We start from the raw sequence: 17,524 nt of genomic DNA, 5'->3' as shown, positions 1-17,524 counted from the left end.
TACCGTGCAGCGCGGTGCAGGTCATCGAGGATTTCGGCCGTCTGCAAGGCAGGGAGGAGACCGCAGCCAGCATCGGGGTGTACGACGGCGTCCATGTAGGGCATCAGGCCGTGATCCATCAGCTGCTTTCGGAGGCGAAACGGCTGGGCGTGGCACCCGCAGTGGTGACGTTCGACCGCCATCCGGCGCTGGTGTTGCGGCCCGAGAACGCTCCCAAGCTGCTCAACTCGCTCAGCCAGAAGCTGGAGCTGCTGGAGGCGGCCGGCATCGAATACGTGTACCTGATTGAGTTCTCCCCCGATCGGGCCCACACGATGCCCGAAGACTTCGTGCGCCAGGTTTTCGTTGACAGATTGAAGGTGCGAAGCGTGGTGGTGGGGGAGGACTTCCACTTCGGGCGTGCTCGGCTGGGGAACATCGACACGCTGCGGGAGTTCGGCCAGGGGATGGGCTTCGAAGTCCGAGCGGTGACGCTCCTGCACCACGACCAGAAATGGCCCGAGCCGGTTTCCTCCACTGCGGTGCGCCGGGCACTGGCCGGCGGGGATGTCCGCACCGCGGCTGCCATGCTGGGGCGATACCACGAGATCAGGGGCAAGGTGGTCTTGGGCGATCGGCGGGGGATGACCATCGGGTTCCCCACCGCCAACATCCCGGTTTCCATGGTCATGGCCTGGCCGGCCGATGCGGTTTACGCCGGCTGGTACACCCGGGCCGACGGATCGCGGCATATGGCGGCCATCAACATCGGTCGACGCCCCACCTTCTACCAGCACGCCCAGCAATCGCTGTTGGAGGCGCATCTCCTCGACTTCGAGGGCGACCTGTACGGCGAGGAGGCCAGAGTGGAGTTCGTGGAGCTTTTGAGAAGCGAGCACCGCTTCGACGGCATCGACTCCCTGGTGAAGCAACTCCAAATCGACGTTGCCCTGACTCGGGAGATCTTGACCGCGGAGTCATCCCACTAGCCGGCATGGAGTTCGCTCTCTTCTCTGAGATCCCGGTGCCCAGGCCCTGGCATCCCAACAGCGAGCAGCTTCGATACCGCGAGCTGATACAACAAGCCGTGCTGGCCGACCGGCTTGGGTATCACAGCTTCTGGACAGTTGAGCACCACTTCCTGGAAGAGATGTCGCACAGTTCCAATCCGGAAGTGCTCTACGGCGCGGTGGCCGCGCTAACCGAGAATCTGAGGCTGGGCTATGGCGTGCGCTTGACGCCCGATCCGTACAACCATCCCGTCCGCAGCGCAGAGTCGGCGGCCACCCTGGATGTGATCAGCGGGGGTCGGGTGGAGTTCGGCACCGGCCGATCAACCACCCGGGCGGAGCTGGAGGGGTTCGGCATCGACCCTCGGGAGACCAGGGCGATGTGGGCCGAGGCGGTGGAGCACATCGCGGGCTGTTGGCTGAACGACGTGTACGAGTTCGAGGGCCAACACTGGTCGATGCCCGGTCGCCGGGTATTGCCCAAACCAGTCCAGAAGCCCCACCCGCCGCTGTGGGCGGCCACTGGCAGCCGGGAGACCCATCAGCTAGTGGGAGAGATGGGGATGGGCCTCCTGTCGTTCAGCGCCGGGGTGTCGCTGGAAGAGCTCGCTCTGCGGATCAAGCTATACCGCGAGGCAGTGGGGGCCTGCGAGAACCCGGTGGGCGGATTTGTGAACGACCGGGTGGCCACCTTCGCCATGTTCCACTGCGCTCCCACCACCGCCGAAGCCTACGAGAACGCCCGGGAGTCGTTCTGGTGGTATCCCACCGTGGCGTTCAAGCTGGTGGCCAGCGTGGCCGAGATGCTCCACGAGGAGGGCGCCGAGCTGGGCGACTGGGACTACCTCCGGTATTTGCCGGGAATGACCCGCGAGGCCGATTGGGACACCACCTTCAGCGTGGAAGACCTCGTGGCCCAAGGCGTGGCCGTCGCCGGAGACCCCGACCAGTGCGTCGAGCTCTGCCAGGGATTCGCCGATCTGGGCGTCGACCTGCTCTTGTGCATGATGAACCCCTATGCCATCCCCCACGACAAGGTAATGGAGAGCATCCGCCTCACTGCCGCCCACGTCATGCCCGCCCTCACCCCATGACCCCTGGCAGCGGCGGCCGTCGCTGGGAGCCCCGCCTAGGAGCCCCGACTCAGGGTCTGTACCCCTGCTCGCGGCGGCCGTCGAGCAGGGAATCGACCGCGGCCCGGGTGGGCATGGACGGCTGGGCGCCGGGCGTTGCCACCGCCAGGGCGCCGGCGGCGTTGGCGAAGCGGGCAGCCTCGATCAGGGGGCGCCCCTCAGCCAGAGCGACCCCCAAAGCACCGCAGAAGGCATCGCCGGCGCCGGTGGGGTCGACCACCTCGGCGGGGAGGGGGGGAACCACCACCTCGCCAACCTGGGCGCCCCGGCCGCCCAGGGTTATCACCGTCTCGCAGTGGCCCGTCTCCGGGCCGATCGCCGCTACCTGGGCCTGCTCGGCCCGGTTCATCACCAAAACGTCGGTCAGCGGCGCCACCGCTTCCACCAGAAACGGGTCGACGGGTGCGGGGTTGAACACCACCGTGGTCCCGCCCGAGCGGGCGGCCTGGGCTGCTCGCCGAGCACCCGCCGCGGCTACTTCGCCCTGCAACAGCAGCACATCGGCGGCGGCGATGATCTCCGCGGCCCCCTCAGCATCGGCAATCCCAGTGCTGGCGTTGGCCCCGGCGACGATGACGATGGAGACGTCTTCGGGGGCGATCAGCGGGACTGCGGTGCCGGTGGGCGTCTCGGTGATCCGAACACGGCTGGTGTCCACCCCGCTGGCGCTCAGAACATCGAGCAGCCAGCGGCCCCGGTCGTCGTCGCCCACACAGCCCACCATGTGCGCCTGGGCCCCGAGTCGGGCCGCGGCGGTTGCCTGGTTGGCGCCCTTGCCCCCGGAGAACGCCTCGATGCGCCGGGCCCGCAGCGTCTCGTCGGGGCCGGGAAGCCGGTCGAGCCAGATGGCCAAGTCGTAGTTGAGGCTCCCGAAGGACACGACCTTCACCATTTCAGTATCCCCCAATAGCTCTCAGGTAGGTGTTTGGGTCTTGCAGGTGGTAGTTTGACGGGGTCCCCCGGGCAAAAGCACAGCCTCAGACATCATGGTGCAGTGCTGACGCCCGTTTTCTGACCGACGGACACACTGAGTAGGGATGGCCGAGAATCTAGCGTTCAAAACCGCGACTATCGAAAAGCACCGCCTGCATGACACCGATACAGGCTCACCTGAGGTGCAGATCGCTCTTCTGACTGAGCGGATCAACCACCTCACCGAGCATCTGAAAGTGCATGTCAAGGATCACCACAGCAGGCGAGGCCTGCTGATGATGGTGGGCCGCAGGCGAAGGCTGCTCGACTACGTCAAGGACAACGATGTGGAGCGCTACCGCGGCATCATCGCCGAACTTGGACTTCGCCGCTGAGAAGCGGGCATCGCCCTGGGCGATACATGGAAAACCAATAAGCGGGCCACAAGAGAGGCCAGCTGCCAGTTGAAGGGGCCTAGTTGCGCTGGGCCTCTCCAACTGGGAACTGGCTCCGTCCCGGCCTGCTCGGGCCGCGCGTGGTCCGGAGAGGAGCAAGAAAATGGCGGAAGCCATCACCGTTTCAGCCGCTGTCAGCGGCGCGGAAAGCAAAACCCTGTCCTTTGAGACAGGTCGTTTGGCCGGACAGGCCGACGGAGCCGTTGTGGTCCGCATGGGCGACACCACCATCTTGGTGACCGCAACCGCGGCCCGCCGAGTGCGGGAGGGAGCAGACTTCTTCCCCCTCACCGTCGATATCGAAGAGCGGATGTATGCCGCGGGCAAGATCCCCGGCTCGTTCTTCCGGCGGGAGGGCCGGGCCCCGGAGTCGGCCATTTTGACGTGCCGCTTGATCGACCGGCCGCTGCGCCCCTCGTTCCCCGACGGGTTCCGCAACGAGATCCACGTCGTCGGAACCGTCTTGGGCGCCGATCAGGAGAACCCCTATGACGTGATCGCCATCAACGGCGCATCGGCTGCTCTGAGCATTTCGGGCATCCCGTTCGCCGGCCCGATCGGGGCGGTGCGGGTAGCCCACAGTGCCGATGGGGAGTGGATTCCCCATCCAACCTATGCCGAGGGCGCCGAATCCACTTTCGAGATGGTGGTGGCCGGACGGGTTCTCGACGACGGCGACGTGGCCATCATGATGGTGGAGGCCAACGGCACCGAGGCCGGCTGGGAGCTCTACAGCAGCGGAACCCCCAAGGTGGACGAAGCCGCCCTGGCCGAGGGTCTGGAGCGGTCCAAGGAGTGGATCAAAGAAGCGGTGGGCCTCCAGCGCCGGCTGATCGCCACCGCCGGGGTGAAACCCCCCATGGAATACGAGCTCCAGTCGGACTACACCGGCGAGGTCGAAGCAGCCGTGGCCGAGGTAGGCGCCGATAAGCTGGCCGCGGCCATGTCCATCGCCGACAAGGCAGAGCGCCAGGAGGCCGAATCGCAGGCCAAAGAGGAGATCGCTGCGGCGCTGGCCGACCGGTTCTCCGAAATCGAGGGGGCAGACAAGCAGATATCGGCTGCCGTCCGCTCGCTCACCAAGGGCATCGTCCGCACCCGGATCGTGCAAGACGGCGTGCGCATCGACGGCCGGGGGGCGGCCGACATCCGCCCGCTCGCTTCTGCGGTAGGGGTGGTGGACACCGCCCATGGCTCCGGGCTGTTCGAGCGGGGTGAGACCCAAGTGCTGAACATCGCCACGCTGGGCACGGCGAGAATGGACCAGATGATCGACGGGATCGACCCCGTCGACAAGAAGCGGTACATCCACCACTACAACTTCCCTCCGTACTCAACGGGGGAGACCGGCTTCATGCGAGGGCCGAAGCGGCGGGAGATCGGACACGGGGCATTGGCCGAGAAGGCTCTGGTCCCGGTGGTCCCCGGCATGGACGAGTTCCCGTACACGCTGCGCCTCGTGTCGGAGGTGCTCTCCTCCAACGGCTCCACGTCTATGGGCTCGGTGTGCTCGTCCACCCTGTCGCTCATGGACGCCGGAGTGCCCATCAAAGCTCCGGTGGCCGGCATCGCCATGGGCCTGGTGTTCCACGAGGGCCGCTATATAACGCTCACCGACATTTTGGGCGCCGAGGATGCGTTCGGCGACATGGACTTCAAAGTGGCGGGCACGGCCGACTTTGTGACCGCTCTCCAACTCGACACCAAGATCGACGGCCTGCCCGCCGATGTCTTGGCGGATGCGCTGAACCAGGCCCGAGACGCCCGGCTCAGCATCTTGGAGGTTATGGCGGGGGCCATCGACGCACCCCGGGATGACGTTCGGCCCACCGCTCCCAAGATCATCAAGTTCGAGATCCCGCTGGACAAGATCGGCGAGGTAATCGGACCCAAGGGCAAGGTCATCAACTCCATTCAGGCTGAGACCGGGGCCGAGGTCAATGTGGATGACGCCCAGGACGCCGGCATCGTCACCATCTCCTCGCCCAACCGAGACTGCGTGGGAGAGGCCGAGCGTCAAATCCGCTTGATCCTAGACCCGCCCACCGCCGATGTGGGCGAGGTGTACAGCGGGAAAGTGGTGAACATCACATCGTTCGGGGCATTTGTTAACATCCTTCCGGGCCGCGACGGTTTGGTTCACATATCCAAGCTCGGACGAGGCCGTCGCATCGATCGGGTCGAAGATGTCGTGTCGCTGGGCGATGACCTCGATGTCGTCGTGGAGGACATCGACCCCAACGGCAAGATCAGCCTCAAGCTGACCGGAGACGACAGCGGTCGCGACAGCAGTTCGGAGCGCCGTTCTGAGGATCGGGGCGGTCGGGACCGCGACGACCGTCGGGATCGCCGGGACCGCGACGACCGCCGTTCTGAGGATCGGGGAGGCCGGGATCGCCGGGACCGCGACGAGCGCCGTTTCGACGACCGGGGCGGCCGGGATCGCCGGGACCGCGACGAGCGGGGCGGCCGGGATGATCGCCGGGGCCGTGACAATCGCCGTTCTGAGGATCGGGGCGGCCGGGATCGCCGGGATCGCGACGAGCGGGGCGGCCGGGATGATCGCCGGGGCCGTGACAATCGCCGTTCTGAGGATCGGGGCGGCCGGGACCGCGGCGACTGGGGAGCGCCTGCTGAGGCGGCTTCCTTTGAGGCCGACTTTGAGGCCCAGCTGCGCGATGAGTTTGGCGACCTCGGACCAAGCGGGGGATCACCCCGTCGAGGTCCAGGGGGCCGCGACCGTGACCGGGACCGCACACGTCGGTAATTCAGCCGTCTGCTTCGTCTGGCAAGAAATTCCCGAAGCCGTATTGCTGTGGCCGGGCCTATATCGTCTCGTTCATGCTGCGGATAGGGGTTTTCGGGGCCGGAGGCAGGATGGGCGCCACTGTGTGCGAGGCGGTGGCTGCCGACCCTGAGCTGGAGCTCGTGGCTGCCGTCGACCCCAACCGAGCGGGCGCGGCCGCAGGAGGCGCCGTCGCGGTTGCCGACCGCCAAGCGGTGGTTGATGCCCGGGCTGATGTGGTGGTGGATTTCACTGTCGCCGAGGCAGCCCGCGACAACCTGGTCTGGCTGGCAGGGCAGCGAATCCACGCTGTGGTGGGAACGACGGGGTTTGCCGATGAAGACCTCGCGAGGTTCGATGCCGTGTTCGCTGGTGCTGAGCGGGCCTGCATCATCGCCCCCAACTTCGCCATCAGCGCGGTGCTGATGATGCGGTTTGCCGAGTTGGCCGCCCCCTATTTCGACACCGCCGAGGTGATCGAGCTTCACCACGACGCCAAGATCGACGCCCCGTCGGGCACAGCCCGGCTCACGGTGGAGAAGATGGCGGCCGCATCGGGTGATTGGGCCCCCGATCCCACCGAGCACGAGATGTTGCCCGGAGTGCGGGGTGCTGAGGGTTCCGCTGGTATCCGGGTGCATGCCGTTCGTATGAGGGGGATGGTGGCCCACCACGAGGTGATCTTCGGCGCCGAGGGGCAAACGCTCACCATCCGCCAAGACTCCACCGATCGGTCTTCGTTCATGCCCGGGGTGCTGGCTGCGGTGAAGGCCGCCTCGGGTCGCTCCGGGCTCGTCGTAGGCCTCGATGCCCTGCTGGACATCTAGCCGCCGCTCCCAGTCGTGTCGCTCCGGCGCCTGCTGCTGAACATCGCGGTGTTGCTGGCGGTGGCCGCCATGGTCACCGCGGGGTTCTGGCAGCTCCACCGGCTGTCGGAGCGCCGGGAGCGCAACAGCACCATTGCCGGTCGCGGCGAGATGCCTGTAGCCGAGGTGGAAGACCTGGTGGGGATGGGCGATGCCTACGACGCCGGTGGCGAGATCGAGTTCCGCTTGGTCCGGGCAGTTGGGGTCTACCAGCCTGAGGGGCAGGTGTTGATCCGCAACCGCACCCACCAGGGTTCGGCAGGATTTTGGGCCCTAACCCCTCTTCGGCTTCGAACCGGCGCAGCAGTGGCGGTCAACCGAGGCTGGATTCCCTTCGGTGTCGGCACCGGAGACTCCCAGGCTCAATTCGCCCCGGCATCTGGAGAAGTAGAGGTGGTCGGATTGGTGCGGGCCACGGTGACCGCCGCCGGACTCCAGCAAGCCGACCCGCCTGGGGGAGTCCTCGACGAGATGGCACGTCCCGACTTGGCTCGTCTAGCCGAGCAGCTCGACGCCGGTCTGCTGCCGGTCTACCTCCAACTCCAGGACCAATCGCCGCCTGGCGGCGATCTCCCCATCCCAGTGCCTCCCCCCGACCTAGGAGAGGGTTCGCATCTGGCCTATGCCGTGCAGTGGTTCATGTTTGCCGTCATCGCCGCTGTCGGCTACCCCCTGATCTTGCGCCGCAGCACCCCACGCGGCTGACGCTGGAAAGGCCTGTTGCTCAGGGTCGGTTTCGGCCTCAGGGCTTTGAAGGGTCTTGAGGTATTGGGCGGCGGGGGTGTGTTGGGCTGCGAGGCGGCGGGTGTAGTGGGTGGGGGTGGTTTGGGATGTCCAGCGGCCTGCGAGCATGAGGCCGTGTGTGGGTGTGCCTTTGGCGGTGAGGTCTTGGGCCAGCCCGACGCGAAGCGAGTGGCTGGAGATGTTGGCGGGGTCGAGCCCTGCGGCTTCGGCTGCGGCTTTGATGCGGCGGTTTAGGGTGCTGGCGCTGAAGTTGAAGATGCGGTCGCCGGGTTGGGCGTTGGGGGGTTTGATTCGGATGAGTGCCTGGTAGGCGATTGCGGATATGGGTGCGGCTGCGCCTTTGCCGGTTTGGTCGGTTTTGGATCGGCGGATCCACACGGTGGCGCATTCCCTGTCTTCTGAGAGTTTTATGTCGTCCCAGGTGAGGGCGAGGAGCTCCCAGCAGCGCAGAGCGGCGTTGTGGGCGACGGTGACCATGGCGATTCCGATTTTGGCGCGTTGTTGGGCTTGTTGGGGCGTTTCTAGTCGCCCGCCGGGCTGGTTATTGCGGGGGATGTAGGCGGATTTGAGGATCGCGCAGATGCAGTCCCAACGCAGAGGGGCGGCTTGTTTTGGGGTGACCCCGTCGGCGACGGCCATTTGGGACAGCCCGGAAAGCAGTACGCGGACTTCGGGGTCGTGGGCAGGGTTGTGACCGGCGATTTCGCGGTGAACGTAGGACACGGCTGCGAGATAGGTCTGAAGCGTAGTGGGCCTCTTGCCATCGCGGAACAGGGTAGCCAGCCAGCCCTGGAGATGCCAGGGATCGGCGGGAAGGGTGGAGTGGCCTCTTTCGCTGGCCCAGTGGGCCCAGCTGTTCCATCCGGTGCGGTAGGTCTTGCGGGTGTTCTCCGCAATGGCTGCCTCTTTTGCATGGGCTATGAGCAACTCCAGTTCCTCCGGGTCGGGCCCGCTCTTAGGCCTAGATGTGGCTCGAGCGCTTACTCCGTTCTGGGGCCTGACCGGGTCGTTGGTGGGGTCTTTTTCACCGTTCATGGCCATGGTCTAGCCGTTATATGGGAATAGCAGGAAATTGTAGGACTACAAATAATTAGAAATGAAATAGTTTATATATGATGAATAATTGTCTTTATTGGTTAGTTGAGGGGTGAATGCTCTGTCAACTATTTCGGGGATCGGCTTGGGGCGGAGATGGGCCGCTTCGGTCAAAAAAGGGTGTTGAGCAGGGGAAACGCTGGTAGGCCTGCCTAGCTTGGGTCGAGGGGTTGTTGTTCCCAGCAGCTTGTTCCTGGGGGGTGCGGCACTGTCCGCGGCCGAGCAGACGGCCCCTCGACCTCTCGTCGCGTCCGGGGACCGAGCCCCGCCGGGCGCGTTGCGGGTTGCTGGCAACCCCTGGTCGGGAGCGGCTCTTCGGGCCGCGGCCGCTACGGCGATCGCCTCCCCGGGCGAGTTCGCACGCGACGGATAAAGACAATTATCCGCCGCGTACCGAACGGGGAACCGAACCCATGACACGACACACAGCCCTCATCTCCGATTTCTTCGGCTCTGTGGCCGCCAAGCTGCGCTGTGCCCGGTGCGCCCCTAGCGGCTCAGCGCCCGTCCCCGGCGCGGCGAGGCGGCTGTTGTTGCTGTTCGTGGCGTTGGCCGTGTTCGCGGCGTCGCTGATGTTCGCGGGCCCGTCGTCGGCCCACGAGGTGCCCCCAGAATATTCGTGCAGCATCGGGAAGCTCGTTGGCGACCAGTGCCTGCAATCCGCTGATCCCGAGTACAGTTGCTCGTCGGGGATGCCCGAGGGCAGCAGGTGCAAGGTGACTGCTGATCCCGAGTACAGGTGTTCGTCGGGGAAGCCCGAGGGCGACATCTGCCGGCAAACGGCCGCGCCCATGTGGACCTGTTCGTCGGGGGCGCCCACCGGTACCCAGTGTGTGGAAACCGCCGTTCCCACCTATAGCTGCACCGCCGGGACGCTGTCCGGTTCGCAGTGCTTGCATTCCGCCGATCCCGTCTATAGCTGCACCGCCGGGACGCCGACCGGTACCCAGTGTGTGGAGACCGCCGTTCCCACCTACAGCTGTATATCGGGGACGCTGACCGGCTCCCAGTGCCAGCAAACGGCCGCGCCCATGTGGTCGTGTTCGTCGGGGGCGCCGACCGGCTCCCAGTGTGTGGAAACCGCCGTTCCCTCCTATAGCTGCACCGCCGGGACGCTGTCCGGTTCCCGGTGCCTGCATTCCGCCGATCCGGTTTACAGTTGCTCGTCGGGGGCGCTGTCGGGTTCCCGGTGCCTGCATTCCGCCGACCCGGTTTACAGTTGCCCGTCGGGGATGCTGAGGGGCACCAGCTGCGTTTTGACCCATGAGCCCGTCTGCACGCTCAACAACGATTTCGCCACCTGCGACACTCCGGGGGTCGCCTACCACTGCTCACCCGGGTACACCCTCTCGGGCACCCTGTGCACCAAGACCACCGCCGCCGAAGCCGGCTGCCCCTCCGGATATCTGACGGGGGCATTCGGCATCTGCTACAAGTACACCGCGGCCAGTGCCGAGTGCCCGGCCGGATACCCGCCCCCGTCCCAGGGCCTCTGCCTGAGATACACCGCCGCGCAAGCCGGCTGCCCTGCCGGGTTTGCGCTCTCTGGGGGCCAGTGCACCAAGACTACTGCCGCTGCTGCCGGCTGCCCGGCGGGATACGAGCTGGGCACCTTCGACCTCGAGGGCACCACTGTCACCTTCTGCTACAAGAACACCCCCGCCCAAGCCGACTGCGAAACCGGATATGCCCTCATAGACGGCCAGTGCACCAAGTACACCGCGGCCAGTGCCGAGTGCCCGGCCGGATACCCGCCCCCGTCCCAGGGCCTCTGCCTGAGATACACCGCCGCGCAAGCCGGCTGCCCTGCCGGGTTTGCGCTCTCTGGGGGCCAGTGCACCAAGACTACTGCCGCTGCTGCCGGCTGCCCGGCGGGATACGAGCTGGGCACCTTCGACCTCGAGGGCACCACTGTCACCTTCTGCTACAAGAACACCCCCGCCCGAGCCGACTGCGAAACCGGATATGCCCTCATAGACGGCCAGTGCACCAAGTACACCGCGGCCAGCTCCAGCTGCCCCTCGGGATACCCGCCCCCGTCCCAGGGCCTCTGCCTGAGATACACCCCCGTCCAAGCCGGCTGCCCTACGGGCTATACCCTCTCAGGCGCCAACTGCGACCATGCCCACACCGCCATCACCGGCCTCGAGGCCACCGCCACAACAGCGGCTGGCGTCGCTTACTCCGACGACTTCACCGTCACACCGGCGGCCTCGGCCGTCTCGGTGTCCGGCGACGGTTGCGCCCTGTCGCCCGCTTCCAGCTCCGGTACCCACACCCTCACCGCCACCCGCCCCGACGCCGGAACCCGCACTTGCACAGTCACCGCGGGAACGGCCACCGCCACCGCCACCATAACCTTCACCCCCGCACCCACGCCGACGCCGACCCCCGCGCCTACGTCCACTCCCACACCGACTCCGACTCCGCGCCCTATGCCGGTGCCGGTGCCGTTGGTGGTGCCTGGGGGTTTCGGGTGCTTGTGGTTGGCGGAGGGCGATGATCGGGTGGTTTGCACATGGGACGGGGTGCAGGGCGCTGCCGGCGGCTACGCGGTGAAATACGAGCTCACCGCGAGCATCCGGGGAACCACCAGGAAGTTCCTCCAAGAAACGACAACAAACGGCCCAGCCGTTTCCGTCGGCATGAACAGATACGTGACAGAGGCCAGGTTCCGAGTGGCCACCATCGGCCCCTACAGGACCGGACCGTTCACCGCCTGGGTCGCCGCCGTCAGGCCTGTGCCGTGCCCGCAGGACTCGGCGCTGTTGGGCCGGGCGGGTATGGGCAGCCACCGGCACGGCCAAGGTGCCTGTCACGTCCACGAGGTTGGGGAACCCTCGTGCAGCGCATCTGAGGACCGCGCCTACACCGTGCACGCCCAGGCGCCCAACGCTCCTGAGCCTGCCCACCGCCACGGCGTGGTGCTGGCCTGCCACCCCGGCCGCGGCCAGGGAGTGGTCTCCCCCCAGCCGCTGAGCGTCGCCTGCACAGCCGACGGCAGGGTCACCGCCGGGTGGGCGTGGCCCTCCACACCCGGGGGTGCGCGCCGGATCACCGCATCCAAGGAGCGGTTCGAGGTGGAGGGCGACCTGGCCCACTTCAGCCGGTGGAGCCGCGCCGGCGACCAAACCAGCGATGAGCTGCTCACCCACACCTGGGACAACGCCGCCCCTTCGGCTGTCTACACCATCAGGGTCCGCATGGTGTGGGCACAAGAGGGCGAGCCGCCCATCGAAGGCCCCTGGACCGTGCGCAGCACAACCACATGCCCCGACCGCTTCAAACCCCGAAACGTCCAAGCCGAATGCAACAGCCACGGCGTGGTCAAGGTCTCGTGGGATCGAACAAATGGGGCGACGAAATACCGGCTGGCCGGGCTGGACTACGAGGGCCCCGGCAGCGCCGACGGCGCCGGCAGGCTGGCGGTGTACGCCCAGAAAAACGAGGGACGGGGCTATGTGTTCGCCGTCAGCGCCTGGACCGCCGGAGCTTGGAGCAGCCCGTCGGACCGGGCTCCGGCCACCTGCGGCGGCCTCGACCCCCGCAACCCCGGCGGGACACCTGATAACGCCTACGAGCCCGACTGGACAAGCCCCAACGCGACGAAGACCTACGAGGGGGGTGATTTGTACACATGGGAGAATCCCAACGTGGCCAGGCTGGTGGCCGACGAGGCCACCAAGCACCTCGGCGCCCAGAATTGCGGCGATACCGGGCCCAAGACTGGCGGTGGCTGGACCCGCACCTGCACCTTTGTGTGGACCGAGCCGCTCAACGTCGGCCTCACTGACGAGTTGGTGCGGAGCTTCGACCACGGCAACCGCCACGCCCATGATGGCCAAGGCCAGTTCTGGCACACCTACAAGAACGACGAAGGCCACGCCGCCAACGCCTTGCACCGCCACTGCCTTGTCCACGACGCCAATGGCGACGGCGACACCACAGACCCAGAGGACAACGACGGAACATGCCCACACACAGACACCGACCTGCCCGACCTGCCCTGGCACCCCGCACTGCCCAACAAGAACGACCCATTCTGGAAAGACGCCTTAAGGGAGGGCCTCGTTTCCGGCACGATTGGCGCATCCTTGGGGACAGTCGGTGGACCATCTATCGCCGCGGTTATGGCAAGACTCGGCCTCGTTGCAGGGGGAACCGCTGCGGGCCCCATTGGGGCTGTGGTGGGAGTCCTGGTCGGCGCAGGGGTAGGCGTGTTGCTTGCGTGGCTCAAAGACGACAAGCCCATTATCACCATTGCCGGGCACACCGGCTGCCTCGACCCGCCCTCTGGAGTGGATTGGCACGCAGACCGGTGGCAACTGGTCACCAATAGCTTCACAGAGACCAAACAGGCCCACGGCTACGAAACCGTCTACAAGCACGTCATCTACTCCTGCGATAAAGTCGAAGCCAAATGAGCAGCCCAGCCGACACAAACCAACACGACGACACTCAGGTAGCCGTCACCATCCGCGGCCGAGCCATCACCATGAGCAAACGAACCAGCGCTGTCATTGTCTGGACTGTCGTAGTAGCTGGTGTTGCCTGCGGCGCGGCGGCCACTAGTGTGATAGGTCACTACCTCGGTTGGTGGGTATCGATCCTGCTTGTGGCATCTGTAGCGGCGTTCGCTATCTCCTATACCGAAAGAACCAACCGGGAGATAAGGATCAGAGAAGCCGACAAGGAAGTTGTCGGGAGCAAGGCGTCGAACGCGGAGGCCAAGACCGACGACATCTAGTTGTAGTGCCCACGGAGGTTGTTAGCTCCGCTATGAGGTGAGCCTCCGATGCCAGTGTGGTGGTTGCGAGCTACTGCCGGGATATCAGCGCCAAACAATGATTAATTCTGAGAGGGCAATATCTGATACGCCTCTGCACCTGCGAGTGGGTGCCAAGAAGAACGGCGGACTCCATCGGTGGAGCCCACATAAGCGAATCCTTACGCGGTGGGCTGAGCTGTGGAGCATTGGTCGGGTTCTGGCCAGCCGAGTTGTTGGCGGTTTGTGCATCCTATGCCACTGGTTTCGATGGTTTGCTCGTTATCGCATGTTGGCATGCGGATATTGTCCATGAGCGAACAGTCGCGGGGGTGTCCGAAGCCGAATAGAGAGTGTCCCAATTCGTGGGCAATAACAGTGAAGTATTGAGAATAAGCCAAAGTGCGACAACTCTTGTCTCTTGTTTGTTCACGCACGCGTTCGGATAAAGGCTCAAACGTGCATCCAGGGATGGAGGTAAAATGCTTTTCGACAGTAGCTGAAACTGCCCAATCGCCAACTATCGGTGCATAGCCAGAAGCTCCGTTGCCAGGAGATATATCTACTAAAATCAAGTTATTCGGGTTATTTGACTTCTGAACCTCAAGCCAACATGGGTTGTAGCTGTCGGTATACCAGTCTCCTATGAGTGAATTGTCCCAGTCGATGTCTGGAGAGACGATATCACCCAACATGAAGTTAACATCTACCAGGCTGGATGATTGTTCTGCGTAAAATGAGCCCACCACCCGATTGAGCCTATCGATTTCATAGAGCAGATCTTCTTCTGTGTAGTCTGCATTTTCCGAAGCGCAATAGTGTACATGCACATCGATGTCCCCGGTGACCGGTCGCACGTACCTTCCCCAGCACTCCACAGTTTCGTCGGCCCTCAACCCGCAAGAGTGCCAGGTTCCGGCAGAAACAGCCGTGAATCGACCGCCGGGGGCGTTGGATTGGCTGTCGTCGTTGTTGCCCCAGCACTCGACGGCGCCGTTTTCCCGAAGTCCGCACGAATGCAGCTCTCCCGCCGAGACGGCGATGAACGGTCCTGTCGGCGCGGCCAGCCTTTCTCCGCGCCTGTCACCCCAGCATTCGAGGGCGCCGTTTTCCCGGATGCCGCACGAATGGGCCCAGCCCGCGGACACCGAGGTGAATTGGCCCTCGGGGGTGTTGAGCTGTCCAGCCCAGTTGTTGCCCCAGCATTCGAGGGCGCCGTTTTCCCGGATGCCGCACGAATGGGCCCAGCCCGCCGACACCGAGGTGAATTTCCCGCCGGGCGTGTCGGCCTGCCCATCGTCGTCTCTGCCCCAGCACTCGACGGTGCCGCTTTCAAGGAGGCCGCACGAATGCCAGGTACCGGCGGTGACCGCGGTGAACTGGCCCTCGGGTGCGGTCGACTGACCGTCGTTGTCGTTGCCCCAGCATACGATCGCGCCACCGCCTCGGAGGCCGCAGGAGTGGTGGCCGCCGGTGGACACGGCCAGGATCGGGCCGTCGGGAACTTGTAGCTGGCCGTAGAAGTCAGACCCCCAGCACAGAACGGTCTGGTCGGCCCGCAGGCCGCATGAATGGGTCTGTCCGGCAGAAACGGGGCTGTGCTGGGCATTGGGCTCGGGTGCGGGCGGGGGCATGGACGCGCCCCAGCATTGGGCGGTGTTGTCGTCTCGGATGCCGCAGGTGTGGCGGGCGCCGGAGGCGATGGCGGTGAATCGGCCGTCGGGGGTGTCAGTTTGGCCGTCGTTGTTGTTGCCCCAGCATTGGGCGGTGTTGTCGTCTCGGATGCCGCAGGTGTGCCAGCTGCCGGCGGAAACAGCGGCGAACTGGCCGTTGGGGGTGGTTGACTGTCCGTAGCGGTTAGAGCCCCAGCATTGGGCGGTGTTGTCGTCTCGAATGCCGCAGGTGTGCTGGGCGCCGGCGGCGATGGCGGTGAATCGGCCGTTGGGGGTGGTTGACTGTCCGTAGCGGTTAGAGCCCCAGCATTGGGCGGTGTTGTCGTCTCGGATGCCGCAGGTGTGCTGGGCGCCGGCGGCGATGGCGGTGAATCGGCCGTTGGGGGTGGTTGACTGTCCGTAGCGGTTAGAGCCCCAGCATTGGGCGGTGTTGTCGTCTCGGATGCCGCAGGTGTGGCGGGCGCCGGCGGCGATGGCGGTGAATCGGCCGTTGAGGGCATCGGTTTGGCTGTCGTTGTTGTTGCCCCAGCATTGGGCGGCGCCGTTCTGGCGGAGTCCGCAGGTGTGGCGGCTGCCGGCGGCGATGGCGGTGAACTGGCCGTTGGGGGTGGTTGACTGTCCGTAGCGGTCGGAGCCCCAGCATTGGGCGGCGCCGTCTTTCTGCAAACGGCATGAGTGCTCGGCCCCGACGGCTATTGGGCTGTAGTGGTCCTGAAGCCTCGCCGGCGCATCCATCTGGCCGTAGAAGTTGTTGCCCCAGCATTGGGCGGCGCCGTCTTGGCGGAGTCCGCAGGTGTGGTAGCCACCGGCGGCGATGGCGGTGAATTGGCCGTCGGGCGCGTTCGCCTGCCCGTCGTTGTTGTGGCCCCAGCATTTGATGGTGTCGTCGGTTTGGCGCCCGCAGGTGTGGGCCCATCCGGCGGCGATGGCGGTGAATTGGCCGTCGGGCGCGTTCGCCTGCCCGTCGTCGTTGTGGCCCCAGCATTTGATGGTGTCGTCGGTTTGGCGCCCGCAGGTGTGGGCCCATCCGGCGGCGATGGCGGTGAATTGGCCGTCGGGGGCGTTGAGCTGTCCGGCCCAGTTGTGGCCCCAGCATTTGATGGTGTCGTCGGTTTGGCGCCCGCAGGTGTGGGCCCATCCGGCGGCGATGGCGGTGAATTGGCCATCGGGAGCATCGGTTTGGCTGTGGTCGTTGTGGCCCCAGCATTCGACGGCGCCTGCGGCCCGGATGGCGCACGAGTGCCAGGCGCCGGCGGCGATGGCGGTGAATTGGCCGTCGGGGGCATCGGCTTGGCCGCGGAAAGCGCTCGTCCCGCTGGTGTTGCTTCCCCAGCATTTGACGGCGCCGTCGGTTTTCAGGCCGCAGGTGTGGGCGCTGCCGGCGGCGATGGCGGTGAATTGGCCGTCGGGGGCGTTGAGCTGTCCGGCCCAGTTGTGGCCCCAGCATTCGACGGCGCCGGCGGCCCGGATGGCGCACGAGTGCCAGGTGCCGGCCGCCAGGGGGATCGGCTGGATCTCAAGCTCGGGCTCAGAGGTGCGCTCTGCCGCGTCGGCTCGCAGCACGGTAGTGGCCTGGTTGTTGAGCACCAGGTAGCACGCCCCGGTGTCGTTGGGCAGCCATCTGATGTAGGCCAGCACCCCAGCTCCATCGGCAGTTTTTGCCACCGGGACCGGGGTTGCCCCGAACTGGTGGACCTCCGAGCACCGCTGGGATACGGGATCGACAGGCCCGGTCGGGAGGGTGAAGGCAACGGCATCGGCTCGGAGAATGGTGACGGCGGTCTGGTCGAGGAACAGATAGCAGCCTATGGACGGGTCGTAGCCCCACTCGACATGGGCCAGCACCGCGGCGCCGTCAGCGGTCTTGGCCACCGGCACCGGGGAGGCGCCGAACTCATGGACCGCAGAGCATCTGTCGGACGCCGGGCTAGCGGATGCTGGACCAGCGGACAGAACGGCCACTCCGGCCAACGCCATCAGCCCCGCGAGGGCCATCGCCAAAACGCCGGCAGCCACGACAGCGATCAGCGGCTTCGCATACTTGGTCATCCCTGCCCTTTGACTTCTGCCTCTTGGGTAGCAGGGGAACGCTAGCTTGCCGCCTCAC

The 17,524-nt window shown here is 65.6% G+C and carries 11 protein-coding genes; 8 read left to right on the top strand and 3 right to left on the bottom strand.

From position 1 onward, the window contains the following. Positions 1 to 14: 14 nt before the first annotated feature. A complete protein-coding gene (locus tag ACOGXA_RS08015) occupies positions 15 to 968 on the top strand; it encodes a bifunctional riboflavin kinase/FAD synthetase (RefSeq protein WP_419926740.1) in 954 nt (317 codons plus the stop codon). Positions 969 to 973: 5 nt separating this feature from the next. After that, entirely contained in the window at positions 974 to 2,083 is a 1,110-nt protein-coding gene (locus tag ACOGXA_RS08010) for an LLM class flavin-dependent oxidoreductase (RefSeq protein WP_419926739.1), read from the top strand. A 49-nt stretch (positions 2,084 to 2,132) separates the two neighbouring features. Here the strand turns inward: ACOGXA_RS08010 and ACOGXA_RS08005 are convergent, their stop codons facing one another. Continuing rightward, on the bottom strand, positions 2,133 to 3,011 hold the full coding sequence (locus ACOGXA_RS08005) for a ribokinase (RefSeq protein WP_419926738.1): 879 nt from the start codon (positions 3,009 to 3,011) through the stop codon (positions 2,133 to 2,135). Positions 3,012 to 3,159: 148 nt separating this feature from the next. Between ACOGXA_RS08005 and rpsO the strand changes: the two genes are divergently transcribed. The 4 genes from rpsO to ACOGXA_RS07985 all read left to right on the top strand — a co-directional run bounded on the left by rpsO (position 3,160) and on the right by ACOGXA_RS07985 (position 7,845). Next, positions 3,160 to 3,429: a 30S ribosomal protein S15 gene (gene rpsO, locus ACOGXA_RS08000; RefSeq protein WP_419926737.1), complete on the top strand. Its 270-nt coding sequence runs from the start codon at positions 3,160 to 3,162 to the stop codon at positions 3,427 to 3,429. Positions 3,430 to 3,592: 163 nt separating this feature from the next. Further along, positions 3,593 to 6,256 (top strand): polyribonucleotide nucleotidyltransferase, encoded by a 2,664-nt coding sequence (locus ACOGXA_RS07995; protein WP_419926736.1) that lies wholly within the window; start codon positions 3,593 to 3,595, stop codon positions 6,254 to 6,256. A gap of 74 nt (positions 6,257 to 6,330) precedes the next feature. Then, positions 6,331 to 7,101, top strand: a complete 771-nt coding sequence (gene dapB, locus ACOGXA_RS07990) for a 4-hydroxy-tetrahydrodipicolinate reductase (protein ID WP_419926735.1) — start codon at positions 6,331 to 6,333, stop codon at positions 7,099 to 7,101. Positions 7,102 to 7,116: 15 nt separating this feature from the next. Next, a complete protein-coding gene (locus ACOGXA_RS07985; RefSeq protein ID WP_419926734.1) occupies positions 7,117 to 7,845 on the top strand; it encodes an SURF1 family protein in 729 nt (242 codons plus the stop codon). Here the strand turns inward: ACOGXA_RS07985 and ACOGXA_RS07980 are convergent. After that, on the bottom strand, positions 7,738 to 8,919 hold the full coding sequence (locus ACOGXA_RS07980) for a tyrosine-type recombinase/integrase (protein WP_419926733.1): 1,182 nt from the start codon (positions 8,917 to 8,919) through the stop codon (positions 7,738 to 7,740). The genes ACOGXA_RS07985 and ACOGXA_RS07980 overlap by 108 nt on opposite strands. Positions 8,920 to 9,392: 473 nt before the next feature. Between ACOGXA_RS07980 and ACOGXA_RS07975 the strand changes: the two genes are divergently transcribed. Then, complete coding sequence (locus ACOGXA_RS07975; protein WP_419926732.1) at positions 9,393 to 13,403, top strand: hypothetical protein; 4,011 nt, start codon at positions 9,393 to 9,395, stop codon at positions 13,401 to 13,403. Further along, positions 13,400 to 13,726, top strand: a complete 327-nt coding sequence (locus ACOGXA_RS07970) for a hypothetical protein (RefSeq protein WP_419926731.1) — start codon at positions 13,400 to 13,402, stop codon at positions 13,724 to 13,726. The genes ACOGXA_RS07975 and ACOGXA_RS07970 overlap by 4 nt, the downstream gene beginning before the upstream one ends. Positions 13,727 to 13,926: 200 nt before the next feature. Here the strand turns inward: ACOGXA_RS07970 and ACOGXA_RS07965 are convergent, their stop codons facing one another. Beyond that, positions 13,927 to 17,466 carry an RCC1 domain-containing protein gene (locus ACOGXA_RS07965; protein WP_419926730.1) on the bottom strand — a complete coding sequence of 1,180 codons (3,540 nt, stop codon included), beginning with the start codon at positions 17,464 to 17,466 and terminating at the stop codon, positions 13,927 to 13,929. Positions 17,467 to 17,524 lie beyond the last annotated feature (58 nt).

Source organism: Candidatus Poriferisocius sp. (genome assembly GCF_965208475.1).
Taxonomy (GTDB): Bacteria; Actinomycetota; Acidimicrobiia; order Acidimicrobiales; family Bin134; genus Poriferisocius.
This window is presented reverse-complemented; position numbering and strand designations above follow the sequence as displayed.